This window comes from Pseudomonas sp. Mn2068 (assembly GCF_049319725.1).
GTDB classification, from domain to species: Bacteria; Pseudomonadota; Gammaproteobacteria; order Pseudomonadales; family Pseudomonadaceae; genus Aquipseudomonas; species Aquipseudomonas gingeri.
In genome coordinates this window covers 287765-302204 of record NZ_JBMOUG010000005.1, presented here as the reverse complement: position 1 = coordinate 302204, position 14440 = coordinate 287765, and the positions used below count along the sequence as shown (strand labels likewise).

15 protein-coding genes and 2 pseudogenes are annotated in these 14440 nt (G+C 60.4%); 15 read left to right on the top strand and 2 right to left on the bottom strand.

Annotation, left to right across the window (positions count from 1 at the left end):
* The first annotated feature begins 281 nt into the window (after window positions 1-281).
* The 9 genes and pseudogenes from ACL9RJ_RS14515 to ACL9RJ_RS14475 all read left to right on the top strand — a co-directional run.
* On the top strand, window positions 282-1202 hold the full coding sequence (locus ACL9RJ_RS14515; RefSeq protein ID WP_245223099.1) for a MurR/RpiR family transcriptional regulator: 921 nt from the start codon (window positions 282-284) through the stop codon (window positions 1200-1202).
* A gap of 71 nt (window positions 1203-1273) precedes the next feature.
* Entirely contained in the window at window positions 1274-2068 is a 795-nt protein-coding gene (locus ACL9RJ_RS14510; RefSeq protein ID WP_052328607.1) for a transporter substrate-binding domain-containing protein, read from the top strand.
* 2 nt (window positions 2069-2070) lie between these two features.
* Window positions 2071-3456 carry an MmgE/PrpD family protein gene (locus tag ACL9RJ_RS14505; RefSeq protein ID WP_017128936.1) on the top strand — a complete coding sequence of 462 codons (1386 nt, stop codon included), beginning with the start codon at window positions 2071-2073 and terminating at the stop codon, window positions 3454-3456.
* Window positions 3453-4109 (top strand): amino acid ABC transporter permease, encoded by a 657-nt coding sequence (locus tag ACL9RJ_RS14500; RefSeq protein ID WP_042936743.1) that lies wholly within the window; start codon window positions 3453-3455, stop codon window positions 4107-4109. Before ACL9RJ_RS14505 ends, ACL9RJ_RS14500 begins: the two co-directional genes overlap by 4 nt.
* 11 nt (window positions 4110-4120) lie before the next feature.
* On the top strand, window positions 4121-4765 hold the full coding sequence (locus tag ACL9RJ_RS14495) for an amino acid ABC transporter permease (protein WP_017128938.1): 645 nt from the start codon (window positions 4121-4123) through the stop codon (window positions 4763-4765).
* A gap of 12 nt (window positions 4766-4777) precedes the next feature.
* Complete coding sequence (locus tag ACL9RJ_RS14490; protein WP_422765385.1) at window positions 4778-5545, top strand: amino acid ABC transporter ATP-binding protein; 768 nt, start codon at window positions 4778-4780, stop codon at window positions 5543-5545.
* A 74-nt stretch (window positions 5546-5619) separates the two neighbouring features.
* Entirely contained in the window at window positions 5620-6573 is a 954-nt protein-coding gene (locus tag ACL9RJ_RS14485) for an agmatinase (protein WP_246356535.1), read from the top strand.
* A gap of 83 nt (window positions 6574-6656) precedes the next feature.
* Window positions 6657-7067 carry a RidA family protein gene (locus ACL9RJ_RS14480; RefSeq protein ID WP_042936746.1) on the top strand — a complete coding sequence of 137 codons (411 nt, stop codon included), beginning with the start codon at window positions 6657-6659 and terminating at the stop codon, window positions 7065-7067.
* Window positions 7068-7124: 57 nt separating this feature from the next.
* Window positions 7125-7346, top strand: a pseudogene (locus ACL9RJ_RS14475) (cysteine hydrolase); the annotation flags it as partial.
* Window positions 7347-7358: 12 nt separating this feature from the next.
* Here ACL9RJ_RS14475 and ACL9RJ_RS14470 read toward each other — a convergent pair.
* A pseudogene (locus ACL9RJ_RS14470) lies at window positions 7359-8557 on the bottom strand (GGDEF domain-containing protein).
* Between the two features lie 173 nt (window positions 8558-8730).
* Here ACL9RJ_RS14470 and ACL9RJ_RS14465 point away from each other — a divergent pair.
* The 3 genes from ACL9RJ_RS14465 to dmeF all read left to right on the top strand — a co-directional run bounded on the left by ACL9RJ_RS14465 (window position 8731) and on the right by dmeF (window position 10842).
* Window positions 8731-9465, top strand: coding sequence for a BPL-N domain-containing protein (locus ACL9RJ_RS14465; RefSeq protein WP_042936748.1), 735 nt, complete (start codon window positions 8731-8733; stop codon window positions 9463-9465).
* Window positions 9466-9623: 158 nt separating this feature from the next.
* Complete coding sequence (locus tag ACL9RJ_RS14460; protein ID WP_017128945.1) at window positions 9624-9899, top strand: metal/formaldehyde-sensitive transcriptional repressor; 276 nt, start codon at window positions 9624-9626, stop codon at window positions 9897-9899.
* A 19-nt stretch (window positions 9900-9918) separates the two neighbouring features.
* Window positions 9919-10842, top strand: coding sequence for a CDF family Co(II)/Ni(II) efflux transporter DmeF (gene dmeF / locus ACL9RJ_RS14455; protein WP_017128946.1), 924 nt, complete (start codon window positions 9919-9921; stop codon window positions 10840-10842).
* Between the two features lie 144 nt (window positions 10843-10986).
* Here dmeF and ACL9RJ_RS14450 read toward each other — a convergent pair whose 3' ends face one another.
* Window positions 10987-11190: a type II toxin-antitoxin system Phd/YefM family antitoxin gene (locus ACL9RJ_RS14450; RefSeq protein WP_017128947.1), complete on the bottom strand. Its 204-nt coding sequence runs from the start codon at window positions 11188-11190 to the stop codon at window positions 10987-10989.
* A gap of 185 nt (window positions 11191-11375) precedes the next feature.
* On the opposite strand from ACL9RJ_RS14450, the gene ACL9RJ_RS14445 reads away from it, so the two are divergent.
* The 3 genes from ACL9RJ_RS14445 to ACL9RJ_RS14435 all read left to right on the top strand — a co-directional run bounded on the left by ACL9RJ_RS14445 (window position 11376) and on the right by ACL9RJ_RS14435 (window position 14381).
* Window positions 11376-11840 carry an Lrp/AsnC family transcriptional regulator gene (locus tag ACL9RJ_RS14445; RefSeq protein WP_042936750.1) on the top strand — a complete coding sequence of 155 codons (465 nt, stop codon included), beginning with the start codon at window positions 11376-11378 and terminating at the stop codon, window positions 11838-11840.
* Between the two features lie 57 nt (window positions 11841-11897).
* Window positions 11898-12794, top strand: coding sequence for a LysR family transcriptional regulator (locus ACL9RJ_RS14440; protein WP_017128949.1), 897 nt, complete (start codon window positions 11898-11900; stop codon window positions 12792-12794).
* A 276-nt stretch (window positions 12795-13070) separates the two neighbouring features.
* Complete coding sequence (locus ACL9RJ_RS14435; RefSeq protein ID WP_422765384.1) at window positions 13071-14381, top strand: MFS transporter; 1311 nt, start codon at window positions 13071-13073, stop codon at window positions 14379-14381.
* The last annotated feature ends 59 nt before the right edge of the window (window positions 14382-14440 follow it).

The window sequence follows — 14440 nt, the reverse complement described above, 5'->3', positions numbered from 1 at the left end:
TGTGTCCGGCGTTCTCATCAGCGGACAGGAGGTCGTGATGCCTTCCTCCCGCACCACACGGGTGCGCTGCACCATGGGGGCGCGTAAACATCAGGAGCGACATTGAGTTTCGCTGTCATGACTGTACTGCCGTCGAGTGCGCGATGACTCAAGCGAATCAAAAAGTGAATCAGGCCAATCGAATTTGGGTGGCAGGCGACTGAGTACCTTCTGTCTGCCTAAAAACACGGGCTCTCAATGCTGGTTCATTTGATTCACTCGTTTTTTTTCTGGCACAGCTGTTGCAATTTCACCTGCATCTTCCGCACTCATTCGTGGTTATGCCGATGGACCGTGACTGTCTTTGTGCACAACTGAAACAACAGTTCGACACCTTCCCCCGGCAGGAACGCGCTGCAGCCAGTTTCATTCTGGACAACCCGCATGAGGTCGCGGTGATGTCCATGCGCGATCTGGCGCGCCTGGCCAATGTGCCGCCTTCGACGATGACGCGTCTGGGCAAGCGTCTGGGCATGACCGGGTACGACGAATTGCGCGAAGTGTTCATCGAATCATTACGTGGACATAACAGTGCTTATGGCTCTCGGGCCCACGATCTGGTTGAACTCCGGCAGCGCGTTGGTGCACATCGCGTGATTGAGGGTATGGCCAACAACGCCATCGAACAGATCCAGTTGATGTGCAGCCAGGATAATCTCGAGTCGATTTCTCGTGCGGTGGCCCTGCTTGCGGGGGCCCGCCAAGTCTATTGCCTGGGGATGCGTTCGTCGTTCGGGGTCGCGTTTCAATTCTCCCATGTGGCTTCTTACTTCGCGAAGAACGTGCGTCTGGTCGAAGGCGCCGGCGAAAGCGGCGTGATGTCGATCATCAACCAGACCAGTCCAAAGGATGTCGCGCTGGTGTGCAGTTTGCCGCGCTATTCGCGGCGCCTGATCACCTTGACCAATTACCTGCATCAGCAGGGCGTGCGCGTTATCGCCATCACCGACAGCGTCACTTCGCCCACCGCCCGATTGGCGGCTGAAACCATCATCGTGAAAAACCAGACCCCGTCCTTCTACGACACCATCGTGCCGGCCATGTTGGTCAGTGAAATCCTGGTGGCGTTGATGTCGGCCAGCTCCAGTCAGAACACCGAAGCCTCGGTCACTCACACCGAAGAGCAACTGCTGAGTCTCGGCGAATGGTGGGACCTGGGCTGAGCGGTCGGCCGCCCAATCTGTACCTGTTTTCGAATCCTGAGCCGTTTAACCCTTGGAGCACCCGCATGAACATGAACCCGTGCCAGTCTTTTAAAACAACCCTTATCGTGACAGCCCTCTGCGCAATGTTTTCCAGCACGTTCGCCCAGGCAGGCGATGCGCTGAATCACATTCTGGAAAGCAAGGAACTACGTGTCGCCGTGCCGGTGGACTACCCACCTTACGGTTACGTGGGGCCCGACATGGTGCCCCAGGGCCTGGATATCGATGTGGCGAACCTGATGGCGAACAAGCTGGGCGTGAAGCTTGAGCTGGTGCCTGTGACTGCACCTAACCGGGTGGCCTACATTCAGTCGGGCAAGGCCGATTTCACCATCTCTTCGTTGGGCAAGACACCCGAGCGCGAGAAAGTGATTGATTACAGCATCGCCTATTCGCCGTTCTTCGACGCGGTGTTTGGTGCCGCTGCGTTACCGGTCAAATCCCTGGCTGACATGGCCGGCAAATCGGTGTCGGTTACCCGTGGGTCGATGCAGGACCGCGAGTTGACTGACACGGCACCACAGGCGGTGGCCAAGCGTTTCGAGGACAACAACAGCACCATTTCCGCCTTCATGTCGGGACAGACTCAAATGGTCGCAATCGGCACCACGGTCGCGGCCTCCCTCAAGCAGAAAAACCCGGACCTGGACATCGCGCTCAAGGTTGTGCTGTCCAACTCGCCGAATTACATCGGGATGAACAAGGATCAGCCTGAACTGCGTGCCAAGGTGAACGAGATCATTCGGGCCGCCAAGGCTGACGGGACGCTGGACGCGATTTCGCAAAAATGGCTGGGAGCCCCGGCTGGTGAGCTTCCAGAGTAACCATGAACGACCTTATCCCAACCCTCGTTGCACTGTCGCGCTGGAGCTCGACCGTGCGTCTGGAACAGGTGCCGTCCGCGGTCCGGTACGCGGCTAAACGTTGCCTGATCGATACGCTCGGGGTCACGCTGGCCGGCAGTCACAGCGACGTCGCCACTCAGGCGCGAACGATCGGCCTCGCCGTCAGCGCCACCGGGCATTCAGAGTTGCTGGGGCATGCCCAGCGACTCAGCGCACCGGCAGCGGCCTTCGTCAACGCGACGGCTGGGCACGCGCTGGACTTTGACGACAACTGCTACCCAGGAGTCGTCCATGGCTCGGTAGTGATCATGCCAGCGGCCCTGGCCGTGACGCAGATGCGTGACCTGGATGGTGCGGCGCTGCTGATGGCGTTTGTGGTGGGGGCCGAGTGTGAATACGCACTGGCCAATGCGCTGACTCGCCAGCTCTATGAGCGCCGCTGGTGGACCACCGGATTGTTGGGCGTCGTCGGGGCCTGCGCGGCGGCGTGCCACGCCCTTGGGCTGGATGCCGAACGTACCGCCTCGGCACTGGGGATTGCACTGTCCGGCACGGCGGCCATGAAGGCCTGTTTTGGCACCGATGCCAAGGCCCTGATGGCCGGGCGCACCAGCGAGGCGGGCGTGATGGCCGCGCTGTTGGCCGAGCAGGGCAGCCGCGGGCCGGTGGACATCGTCGAACATGCCAATGGCCTGGCGGTAATGTTCAACGCGGGTGTGCTCAAGACGTTGCCACCTCTGGGGGAGCCCTGGAACCTGCTTGACCCGGGCGTCGACATAAAGCGCATCCCGCTTTGCCTGTCATCCCATGCCGCCGTGGATGCCCTGAAGGACATACTCGGGAGCGGTGGGGTAGCGGTCACGGATATCGCCGAAATTATCTGCGACGTTCCTCCCATTGTGATCCAGAACCTGACCCATGACTTGCCCACCCAGCGCCAGCAAGCGCAATTCAGCATGCCCTTCGCCATGGCCGGCACCTGTCTGTTGGGCGACATCACCCTCGCGGCGCTGACGCCGGAAGCGATCAACCGCCCGGACATGCAACGGCTGATGAAGCGGGTACGCATGCACAGCAGCGAGCGCTGGAACACCGAGTGGCTGGACCAGGCGCCAGAAGGTGCATGGGTCAAGGTGGTACGCAATGACGGCGGCAGCGTCGAACGGTTTTGCGCAAGGCCGCTAGGGGCGGCGGTCAACCCTCTGTCCCGGGCGCAACTGCACGACAAGTTCATGGGCTGCGTCACACCGGCAATGCCCACCGCTCAAGCGCAAGCACTGTTTGAGCATCTGGAACAGCTGGAGCGTATCCCCCGGGTTCGCCGCCTCTTGCCCTATTCACATGCGGTGGAGCAGACCGACTCATGACATTAGATTTTTCTGTGGTACTGACGCAATGGCCACTGTTGCTGAACGGGTTGCTGTTGACGGTGTTCCTCACACTAGTGTCGGCGATTTTTGGCACGGCATTGGGTATCGCCTGCGGCCTGGTGCGCAGCAAAGGCCCTGGTTGGGCACGTTGGGCAGTGGGGCTGTACGTCGAGCTGATCCGCAATACACCGTTCATCATCCAGTTGTTCTTCATCTTCTTCGGGCTGCCGGCCCTGGGGCTGAAAATGACCGCACTGGCCGCTGCGATCCTGGCCAACGTGATCAACCTGGCAGCCTATGTCAGCGAGATTGCCCGTTCGGGGATCGAGGCGACACCTGATGGGCAAATCGAGGCGGCGCAAAGCCTGGCGCTGGACCGCTGGCAGATTTTCTCCAGGGTGGTCCTGCCTCCGGCGCTCAAGCGGGTGTGGCCGGCGCTGGTTGGTCAGATGGTCATCATCATGCTCGGGTCGGCCGTGTGCAGCCAGATCTCCACTGAAGAACTGACTTACGCCGCCAATCAGATCGCCAGCAACTCGTTCCGTAATTTCGAAACCTACATCGTGGTAGCGGGCCTGTACCTGCTGCTGGCCATCGCCTTGCGCCGCCTGCTGAATTGGGTCGGTCCGCGCTTTATCTTCGGTCGCTGAGGGAAAACTCCATGTTCGAATTCTCCGCCTGGGATATCGCCCGCAACCTGTTGTTGGCCATGCGCTGGACGATTGGCCTGTCGCTGATCGCGTTTATCGGCGGTGGCCTGGTGGGCGCGTTGTTGGTGGTCATGCGCCTGACCGGCAGCCGCCTTGTGCGCGGGCTGGTGATGTTGTATGTCCAGCTGTTCCAGGGTACGCCGCTGCTATTGCAATTGTTCCTGGTGTATTTCGGCCTCGCTATGTTCGGTGTCAGAACCACTCCGTTGATGGCCGCGTCGGTGTGCCTGACCCTTTACGCCAGTGCCTACCTCACCGAGATCTGGCGGGGCAGCATCGAGTCTGTCGACCACGGTCAGTGGGAAGCCTCCGCCAGCCTGGCGCTGAGCTTCAGCGAACAGATGCGCTACGTGATTCTGCCCCAGGCGATGCGCGCCGGCATTGCGCCCACCGTCGGCTTCATGGTGCAGGTGGTCAAGGCCACGGCCCTGACCTCGGTCATCGGTTTTGTCGAAATGACCCGCGCCGGGCAGATCATCACCAATGCCACCTTCCAACCTTTCCTTATCTATGGCGCGGTTGCGTTGATGTACTTCGCGCTGTGCTTTCCGCTGTCGTGGTACAGCCGCGTACTTGAACAGAAACTTCGCCGATAGGGGCTTGCCGATATGAATTCCTCCCACACCCATGACCTCAGCGATGACTTTGCCCTGGTCGATATTCGCGGCCTGCGCAAACGCTTTGGTAGCAACGAAGTCCTCAAGGGCATCAACCTGCAGATTGCCCGCAAGGAAGTGGTCTGCATCATCGGCAAGAGCGGTTCCGGCAAGAGCACGCTGCTGCGCTGCCTGAACGGGCTTGAAACCTTCCAGGAAGGCAGCGTTGTGGTCGATGGTCAATCGATCCAGCACGATGACCGCCAGGCCATGCGCGAGTTGCGGCAGAACGTCGGGATGATTTTCCAGGGCTTCAATCTATTTCTGCACCTGAGCGCCGGGCAGAATGTGATGCTCGCCCCGCGCCTGGTGCAGAAAGCCTCCCGTGCCGGCGCCGAACAACAGGCCCGCAAATTACTTGATCGTGTAGGGCTGGGCGAACGCTTTGATGCCTTCCCCGACCAGCTTTCCGGCGGCCAGCAGCAGCGCGTTGCGATTGCCCGCTCCCTGGCGATGAACCCCCACGTATTACTCTGCGACGAGATCACTTCAGCCCTGGACCCCGAGCTGGTCGGCGAGGTGCTGAGCGTCGTCGAAGGACTCGCCAAAGAGGGCATGACGCTGATCATGGTCACCCACGAAATGGCCTTTGCGCGCCGGGTCAGCGACCGGGTGATTTTCATGCATCAAGGCCTGGTTCATGAAACCGGCGACCCCGAGACCCTGTTCACCATTCCGAAAACCGCTGAGTTGCGACGTTTCCTGTCCATGGAAAGTTGATCGCCCAGCCCGTGATTGCACGTATTCGTCCTGCTTTCCCACTGCCCATTCAGGAGACACCCATGGATTTTCCATTGACCGTACCGCCGTCCAAAAAACACCAGAGTTTTCTGTGGTCGCCGATCTGCACCGATCTCGACCAGCTCGATGCTCACGTCGCGATTATCGGCATGCCCTTCGGCAAGGCCTACGTGGCAGAACACATCACCAATGATCAAAGCCGGGCACCGGACGCCATTCGTGCCATGAGCGACCGAATCTGCCGTGCGCTGCACCATTATGACTTCGACGTAGGAGGCCCGATCTACGACAACCGTGCGTTGAAGGTCGTCGACTGCGGCAACGTGCCCGCCGACCCGGGCGACCTGAGCAGCCATGGCGTGCGGGCCGAGCAGGCGGTACGCAAGATCCTCGAGGCGGGCGCCATGCCGATTGTACTGGGTGGCGATCACAGCATCCCGATTCCGATTCTGCGGGCTTATGAAGGGCGGGGGCCGATCACCCTCATTCACATCGACGCGCACCTCGATTGGCGTGATGAAATCAACGGCGTGCGCGACGGCCTGTCCAGCCCCATCCGCCGTGCCTCGGAGATGGAGCACATCGGCGAAATCTTCCAGATCGGCCTGCGTGCCCAAGGCAGTGGCCGGCAGACGGATTTCCAGGCGGCGGTGGACTATGGCGCACACCTGATCACCGCCTATGAGGTGCATGACAACGGTATGCAGTCGGTGCTGGACCGGATTCCCGACAACGGCAACTATTACCTGACCATTGATGCCGACGGCCTCGACCCGTCGATCATGCCCGGTGTCGCCGGTCCTGCACTAGGAGGCGTCACCTATGTGCAAATGCGCAAGCTGATTCATGGCCTGGTCAACAAAGGCAAGGTCGTCGGCATGGACATCGTCGAAATCACGCCAACGACTGACGTCAACAACATCAGTTGCATCACCGCAGGCCGCCTGATCGTGAACCTGATCGGTGCCGCTGTGCGCGCGGATTATTTCGACGCGCCGCCGCTGTAATTTCAAGCCGTTTCCGGATCCAGCCCACGGGGCGGAAGCGGCGCTTCCCCATTACTTTTCTTGTCGATAAAGCCAGGTCAATCATGCCGACTCACACGCGTATCCGAATGTTCAACACCAAGGACACCTACCCCAATCAGTCGCTGGACAATGACCTCTGCCAGGCTGTTCGCGCCGGTAACACGGTTTACGTCCGGGGCCAATTGGGCACCGACTTCGACGGTAACTTGATCGGCCTGGGTGATGCCGGGGCGCAGGCCGAGCAGGCCATGAAAAACGTCAAGCAACTGCTTGAAGAAGCCGGCAGTCAACTGCAGGATATTGTGAAAATCACCATTTACCTGATCGACCCACGCTACCGGGAAGAGGTTTACCTGACCGTCGGAAAATGGCTCAAGGGTGTGTTCCCTATCTCCACCGGGTTAGTAGTCTCTGCATTGGGTCAGCCGCAATGGCTGATGGAAATCGACGTGATCGCGGTGATCCCTGATTGAGAAACTTCAGGTTCCCGCCCAGACACTGCCGGCGACCAGCCTGTTGAGCGGGTCACCGTGCTCGGCAACATGAGCCACATGTGCGTTGACGCGGTTACCCGTGCGTCTGACGATTTCGGGTTCGAGACGACCGTCATTCAAGATGTCTGTGCAACCCATGATCTGGAGTTCAACAAGGTCAAGGTGCCTGCTGCGCTGGTGCACGCCGCTTTCATGGCCGCGCTCCAATTTGGTTATGCCACGGTACTGAGCACGGATGACTACCTGGCCGGTCGATAAACTCAATCATCCCTACACTTCATGCAGTGAGATTGAACCGAGAGCCGCTTGTGTCTGCGGCAAACAGGGCGGCGCCAAGCGCAAGGTATTGCGCCCCGAACCCTTGGCCTCGTAAAGCGCCGCATCCGCCCTGGCGAGCAGGGTGGCGGTGGTGTCGCCTGCGTCAGGCACCACACAGCAAACACCCATACTGATGCGCAGCGCGATGGTTGACCCAGCATAGTGCGCCGGCGACTCGGCCAACGAGGTCCGCAGTTCATCGAGCACGGCCACGGCTCCCTCGGGGCCAGTGTCTGGCAGCAACAGCAGAACTCTTCGCCACCATAACGACCGATGCTGTCGGAGTGACGGATTCGCTGGGTGAGATGATTGACGCAGTGACATATCACTTCATCCCCCGCCAGATGACCATGTTCATCATTGATCTGTTTAAAGTGATCGATATCGACCATGGCCACTGCCAGGTAGGACCCGTCCCGGCGCGAGCGCTCCAATTCAGTGGAAAACTGCTCGAGGATCGCTCGGCGGTTGAGAATACCGGTCAGCACATCGCGCAGGGCGAGGTGTTGAAGCAGGGTCTCGCTGCGTTCCTTGGACAACAGGACCAAACCCAGGGAAATCATCATCGCGGTGAACGTGCCAATGCTGACCGAGATGGTCTGCTTGAGGTTGCTGGCGTCGTAGCGCATTTGCTCGGCACCTCCGCCGAGCACGGCCACCACCCGCATTCCCAGCCCGATCAGGCTGATACTGGAGCCGATGATCAACAGCATGCGTGCGCGACCTTGGGCGGGGATGTGGCGGCGAGTCCAGTAGATGATCAGTGCGCACTGCACCATCAACACTAGCGTGGCGGCGAGCATCCGGGGTTCCAGGGTGTCGATCAGGCTGGCCATCAATACCAGCATCAATGCCGCTGGCGCGAACACCCGCCACCAGCTGACGGGAAGTTCAACAATCCGAAACACGCTGGCCCCATAAAAGGCCAGTGCTACCGCCAGCAGCGTGTTGGCGGCGCCGTAGGTCAACCACAGCGGCGCATGGCCGTAGACGGTGTAGCCGACGTAGGCCAAGGCGTGTGCCAACAAGCCAAAGCCTGTCGTGAGCAGTCCGTCACGCTGGTTGAACTGACCGACCAGGATCAAGCAGAACGCCATGATCGTCGCGACTAAAGCGACACAGGCGAAAAGCGTAGGAGTGTGAGCAATCATGACGTTTCATCTGGCGCTGGCAGTCGCAGCTCTGGGCGTCAGTCTAGTTGATATCAAAGGCTGGGATCACAAGGGGACTTACAACTATTAACGTCTTGAGCGGGACATTCGATATAGGCTTTGCGCTGCGAGGACTGGATCACCCGACCTCAAGTCTCCGATAAGCCCGCCACATGAACCGACACGCTATCGCCGCCACGTTTCTTGCGTTCATGACACCGCTGCCATCCCTGGCGCAGGCCGGTGCGCCGGTCACGCACGTGGCGATCTACCGTGGTCCGGCGGGTTGCGATGACTGTTCGGAAAGCGTGAAACAAGCCCTGCAACGTCTCGCCCCCGGTTACCAGATCGACTTTGTCGGCGCCGACGAACCGATCGACATCACGCCACAAACCCTTGCCCGCTACGATCTCTACGTTCAACCCGGAGGAGGCCAGGACATTCCCGGTGCCCTCGACAGCCTGGGCGATGCCCGCGCCACTGCCATCCGTGACTACGTCGCCCACGGTGGCCGCTACCTGGGCTTGTGCATGGGCGCCTATCTGGCGGACAACAGCAACCTCGGCCTGATCCCCCAGGACCTGGACTCCGAAGCCGGCCGCCCCGGCTTTGAAGTGAACTCCATCGCCGACGCAGCGGTGCAGGTCACGTGGGACGGCAAGGCCGACAACGTCTTCTACCAGGACGGTCCGTATTTTCCCCAAACCGACTCGGCCTCAAGAACCATCGCGACCTACCGCAACGGCGACGTGGCGGCTGCGCGTTATACCTATGAAAAGGGCGTAGTGGTGCTGAGCGGCCCCCATCCGGAGGCAGGTCGGAAGTGGTTTGAGGATGCCGATATTGCGCTGGACAAGATGCCGCGCGGGAATCTTTTTGCATCGCTGATACGCAGTTTTGAAGAATAGGCCAGGGCCTTCCACCAGACTTCGAGCCAACGACAGGAGAGTCTGTCACCGATGCCTTCCTTCGGTGATGGCTGGACGAGCCTTTTCATCGAATATTTCTTGCATAGGGGTAGGGGGTATACCTATCATGGGGCTCATATAGGCAGGGGGGGTATCCCATGGGTCATGTCGCAGCCAACAAAGATGATCTTCTCAAGCGCGTCAAACGCATCGCCGGACAAATCCAGGCTGTTGAACGGGCGCTGGAATCAGATCTCGACTGCGCCAAAACACTGCACCTTGTCGCCGCTACCCGTGGAGCCATCAACGGCTTGATGGAGGAGATCATTGAGGACCACGCCCGGGAGCACGTTGCAAACCCGGCACTCAGCGAAGAAGAGCGCAACAAGGGCGTCGAAGAGCTGCTTGAAGCCATTCGCCGTTATTCCAAGTGAAGCGGGCAGGTACGGACTCATGAGCAACACCACTCTCAACATCAGCCACGTACACGACCACATGTTCCTGGGCTCCGCGCACGATGAAAATGCCAGGCGCACGCTTTGGGTCGTGGCGCTGACGGTGGTGATGATGGTTGGCGAGATCGCCGCCGGCTATATCACCGGCTCGATGGCGTTGCTTGCCGATGGCTTTCACATGGCGACCCATGCCGGTGCATTGGGTATCGCGGCGGCGGCTTACGGGTACGCAAAGCGCCACGCCTCCAGCCGGCGCTACAGCTTCGGTACCGGAAAGGTTGGAGACTTGGGCGGGTTCGCCTCGGCGCTGATTCTCGGCATGGTTTCCCTGGCAATTGGCGTTGAATCCGTCATGCGCCTCTTGCAGCCAACGGACGTCCAGTTCGGCACCGCGACGCTCATCGCGATTGCCGGTTTGATCGTCAATATCATCAGTGCCTTGCTGCTGGGCCACGGGCACAGTCATGGGCACGATCATGATGATCATGATCATGCCCATCACGGGAACGACAACAACCTGAAATCGGCCTATGTCCATGTCATCGCCGACGCGCTGACTTCGGTGCTGGCCATTGCAGCTCTGCTCGCCGGTCGGTACCTCGGCTGGGTGTGGCTGGACCCGGTCATGGGCATTGTCGGTGCCCTCGTTATCGCACGTTGGGCATGGACCTTGATGAAGGTCACCGCCGCTACCTTGCTGGATCAGACGGATGCCCACGTCGCCGAGGAAATTCGCGAACGGGTGGAGAAACCGGGGGATGCCACCATCACGGACTTGCACGTCTGGCGGGTTGGGCCACAGGCTCACGCGGCCATTGTCAGCGTTCTTGGTGAGGTCACCGCGAACGCCGACAGCATTCGTGAACGTCTCAAGCCGGTTCACGAAATCAGCCATCTGACAGTCGAGTTCCGCCCGGCCTGATTCTGTCGATGGGAAAACACTCTGTTGATCCCCTGTCCGTGGAGTGACAGTTGTGCCCGGCAAGCCTGATGACGCCGGTGCCTCCCATCGAGGCGTTGTGACGGGCCAGGCACAGGATGCCCACCCGGTAGGGGCATCTCGTTGTCACGACGCATAGGGCACCCAGGAGGCTTGAGGCGGGAGGGGCAGCACCGCGGCGGTGTTTTTCCGGGGGCCCTGCACGGCTGTAATTCGGGCCACCTCAAGGCCGTAGCGAGTAATGATGACCTCGGCGCCGCAGATGACTTGCTCGAGGATGAACTCGAGGCTGGTCTGGGCATCGGGCATGTCATATTTCACTTGGCACATGGCGTTTCCTCATGGGACGGCGGCCTTCTCGGCGGGGCTCTGGTGGATCGCACCGGCAGTCCCGCTGCGACCCGGTATAGTCGCGAAGGTATAGATAGATTCTGATCTGTTGATTGCGGAATGTGCTTCTGTAATTCCGGTACTTGGCGCTAGGATGAGAAAAGTCCTTTCGCGAAACTGAGAAAATGCAGAAAAACAATCTTGATGATATGGATCGACGGATTCTCCGGGTGCTCAGCAAGGATGGCCGGGCGAGCTTGCAGGAGGTGGGAAAGCAGGTGGGGCTGTCGCCCAGTCCCTGCTGGCAGCGGATCAAGCGCATGGAGGAGTCGGGCGTCATCCAGGGCTACGAGGCCCGTATCGACCTCAATGAACTGGGCTACAACGATGGGCTGATCGTGATGCTCACCCTTGAGCACCATAGCGATGAAATCCTGGAGAAATTCGAGCAGGCCCTGGCCGGGATTCCCGAGGTGATCGAGGCCTACCTGGTATCCGGCGAGTACGACTATTTCATCCGGATCGCGGTGAAGAACACGCGCGACTATGAGCGGCTGCTGCGGGAAAAGCTCTACCATATCCCCGGCTTGCGGCACTCGGTGTCGAGCTTCGTGCTACGCCAGCTCAAAGCGGCCAGCGTGCCGCTCTGAAAGCGCTATATTGACTACCCGTTTCGCGGGCACGGCCCGCTTCTACAGGCATCCCCGATGCAATTGGAATGGCTCGAAGACTTCATCGAACTGGCGCGTACGCGCAGCCTGTCGCGGGCGGCGCAAAACCGCTGCGTGACTCATCCGGCCTTCGGGCGCCGTATCCGGGCACTGGAGGACTGGGTGGGAGTGCCCCTGATCGAACGCAAGCAGCCCCTGTCCCTGACCCCGGCGGGCGTGCTGTTCCTCGACGCCGCCACGCAGTCGATGGCGTTGCTGCTGGCAGCCCGCGCGCAGTTCCAGAATATCGGCATGAACCGCGACGAACCCTTGCGCATCGCCACCGGACGCACGCTGGCGAGCATGTTCTTTCCCGACTGGTATCAATCGCTGCATGAGCGCTTTGGCGCGTTCCCGATTTCGCTGGTCACCGGTGGCGCGCAGGAAGCCATCATGAAACTGTCGGCGGGCGAGGTGGACCTGCAGTTGATCTTCTCCAGCCCCTTGACCCGTATTCTCATCGACAACGAGCGTTTCGACTCACTGGTGCTGGCCCAGGAGGTGCTGCTGCCGGTCAGTGCCCCCGACGCCCGGGGACAGCCGCTGTTTTCCATCGGTGTCGACAGCGATGCGTCGAGCATTGCCTGGCTGGGTTTCTCGCCGACCCTGTCGCTGCGTGGGGTGCTGGCCCAGCACCTGGCCAGGCTGCCGCACCGCTTGGCGCTGCGCATGATTTATCAGGCCGACTCCTATGAGGCGATCCTGGAAATGGCCAAGCGCGGCAGCGGGCTGGCCTGGTTGCCGAAGATGGTGGTCAGGGATACCCTGGCAGCGGGGCAGTTGGTGATTGCCGGTGGCCCTGAGCTGCACATCGGTTTCGATATCTCGCTACATCGCCTGCGCTCCAATCGCAGCGAACAGGTCATGCGGATCTGGCAAGGCTTGCACCCTTAACGGGCACGCCGTAAAAAAAACTCCGCTCTGGAGCCTGTGCAAACCCCCAGGGCAAAGGCCGCGTGCCGAACAGGCTCAAGCTTGTGCCCAAACAGCAATTGCCGAACCGGGGTTGCTGATTCAACTTGGCGTCGGGCCGGACAGTCACGAAGGCACGAAATCTCGATCACTGTCCGGTTGTTTTCACCCATAACAATGACGACCGTCGGGTCCGTCGGGCGGCCAATGCCCGCGGGCAGATGGCCAACTGTGAAACAGACCCGGAAGCCCTCCTTCATGACCACTCATTCTTCAACCGTGAGCGCAGTATCGGCCACCCCTCGGCGGGGACCGTGGCGAGAGATCGTCGCCGCCAGTTTCGGCAACGCGCTGGAGTTCTATGACCTGCTGATCTATGGCTATTTCGCCGTGGTCATCGGCAAGCTGTTTTTCCCTTCGGATAACGAAACCACATCGCTGCTGCTCGCGGTCGGTTCGTTCGGCATCTCGTTCCTGATGCGTCCGCTGGGCGCCATCGTGCTGGGCTCGTATGCCGACCGGGCAGGGCGCAAGGCCTCGCTGACGCTGTCGATCCTGATCATGCTGCTCGGCACCGCCTTGATCACCTTCACGCCCTCGTACCAGCAGATCGGCCTGGCAGCGCCCTTGCTGATCGTCGTCGCCCACATGCTCCAGGGCTTTTCCACGGGAGGCGAGTTCGGCGCGGCCACCGCCTTCATGGTCGAGCATGCCGATGCCCGTCATCGGGGGTTCTTTGCCAGCTGGCAGTTGTCGACCCAAGGCCTGGCCACGGTACTGGCGGCCGGTGTCAGTGCGTTGCTGAGCTACCTGCTGAGCGACGTGCAACTCAACGACTGGGGCTGGCGCGTGGCGTTCGGCGTCGGCCTGTTGATCGGCCCGGTGGGCTTCTACATTCGCAGCCAGATCGACGAGACGCCGGACTTCCAGAAACTGGCGGCCAGGGTCGAGCACAATACGCCATTGCGTGACGTACTGATCAAGGGCCATATCAGCCTGTTGCTCGCCATTGGCGTGGTGGCGGGGGCGACGGCGTTCAACTACGTACACAAGTTGTACATGCCGACTTACGCACTGAAACAACTGCAGATCACGGCCACGTCTTCCTTTCTCGGCGCACTGGCGACCGGCATCACCCTGATGATCATGGCGCCGGTGTTTGGCAGTCTGTCCGACCGCTACGGTCGATTCCGCGTGTTGACCATCGCCTTGCTGATCACCGGCCTGTCGTCCTACCCGATGTTCGCCTGGCTCAATCATTTCCCCACCTTCACCACGTTGCTGGTGGTCCAGGCGGTGGTGGGCGTACTGATCGCGGCGTGCCTGGGGCCGATCCCGGCGATGCTGGCGGATATCTTTCCCACGCGCATTCGTGGAACCGGACTGGCCTTGAGCTACAACTTTTCCGTCACCTTGTTCGGCGGCTTCGCTCCGCTGATCGTGACCTGGATGATCGACGCCACCGGTAGCAAGCTGGCGCCGAGTTTCTATGTGATGGCGACCTCACTGGTCAGCGTCATCGCCGTGATCATCCTCGGACGGCGCATGCGTCACAGCAAGCCGGACTGATTCGCTTCCGCTTTTTCTATCCACTATCCGCCTGATTTCGCCGCGCCCCGAACGGCCCC

Bases quoted from the DNA above. Each gene is read 5' to 3' on its own strand.
- ACL9RJ_RS14480 (WP_042936746.1), top strand. From the start codon at position 6,657: ATGCCGACTCACACGCGTATCCGAATGTTCAACACCAAGGACACCTAC.
- ACL9RJ_RS14440 (WP_017128949.1), top strand. From the start codon at position 11,898: ATGCAATTGGAATGGCTCGAAGACTTCATCGAACTGGCGCGTACGCGC.
- ACL9RJ_RS14465 (WP_042936748.1), top strand. From the start codon at position 8,731: ATGAACCGACACGCTATCGCCGCCACGTTTCTTGCGTTCATGACACCG.
- ACL9RJ_RS14435 (WP_422765384.1), top strand. From the start codon at position 13,071: ATGACCACTCATTCTTCAACCGTGAGCGCAGTATCGGCCACCCCTCGG.
- dmeF (WP_017128946.1), top strand. From the start codon at position 9,919: ATGAGCAACACCACTCTCAACATCAGCCACGTACACGACCACATGTTC.
- ACL9RJ_RS14445 (WP_042936750.1), top strand. From the start codon at position 11,376: ATGCAGAAAAACAATCTTGATGATATGGATCGACGGATTCTCCGGGTG.
- ACL9RJ_RS14495 (WP_017128938.1), top strand. From the start codon at position 4,121: ATGTTCGAATTCTCCGCCTGGGATATCGCCCGCAACCTGTTGTTGGCC.
- ACL9RJ_RS14510 (WP_052328607.1), top strand. From the start codon at position 1,274: ATGAACCCGTGCCAGTCTTTTAAAACAACCCTTATCGTGACAGCCCTC.
- ACL9RJ_RS14505 (WP_017128936.1), top strand. From the start codon at position 2,071: ATGAACGACCTTATCCCAACCCTCGTTGCACTGTCGCGCTGGAGCTCG.
- ACL9RJ_RS14460 (WP_017128945.1), top strand. From the start codon at position 9,624: ATGGGTCATGTCGCAGCCAACAAAGATGATCTTCTCAAGCGCGTCAAA.
- ACL9RJ_RS14450 (WP_017128947.1), bottom strand. From the start codon at position 11,190: ATGTGCCAAGTGAAATATGACATGCCCGATGCCCAGACCAGCCTCGAG.
- ACL9RJ_RS14490 (WP_422765385.1), top strand. From the start codon at position 4,778: ATGAATTCCTCCCACACCCATGACCTCAGCGATGACTTTGCCCTGGTC.
- ACL9RJ_RS14500 (WP_042936743.1), top strand. From the start codon at position 3,453: ATGACATTAGATTTTTCTGTGGTACTGACGCAATGGCCACTGTTGCTG.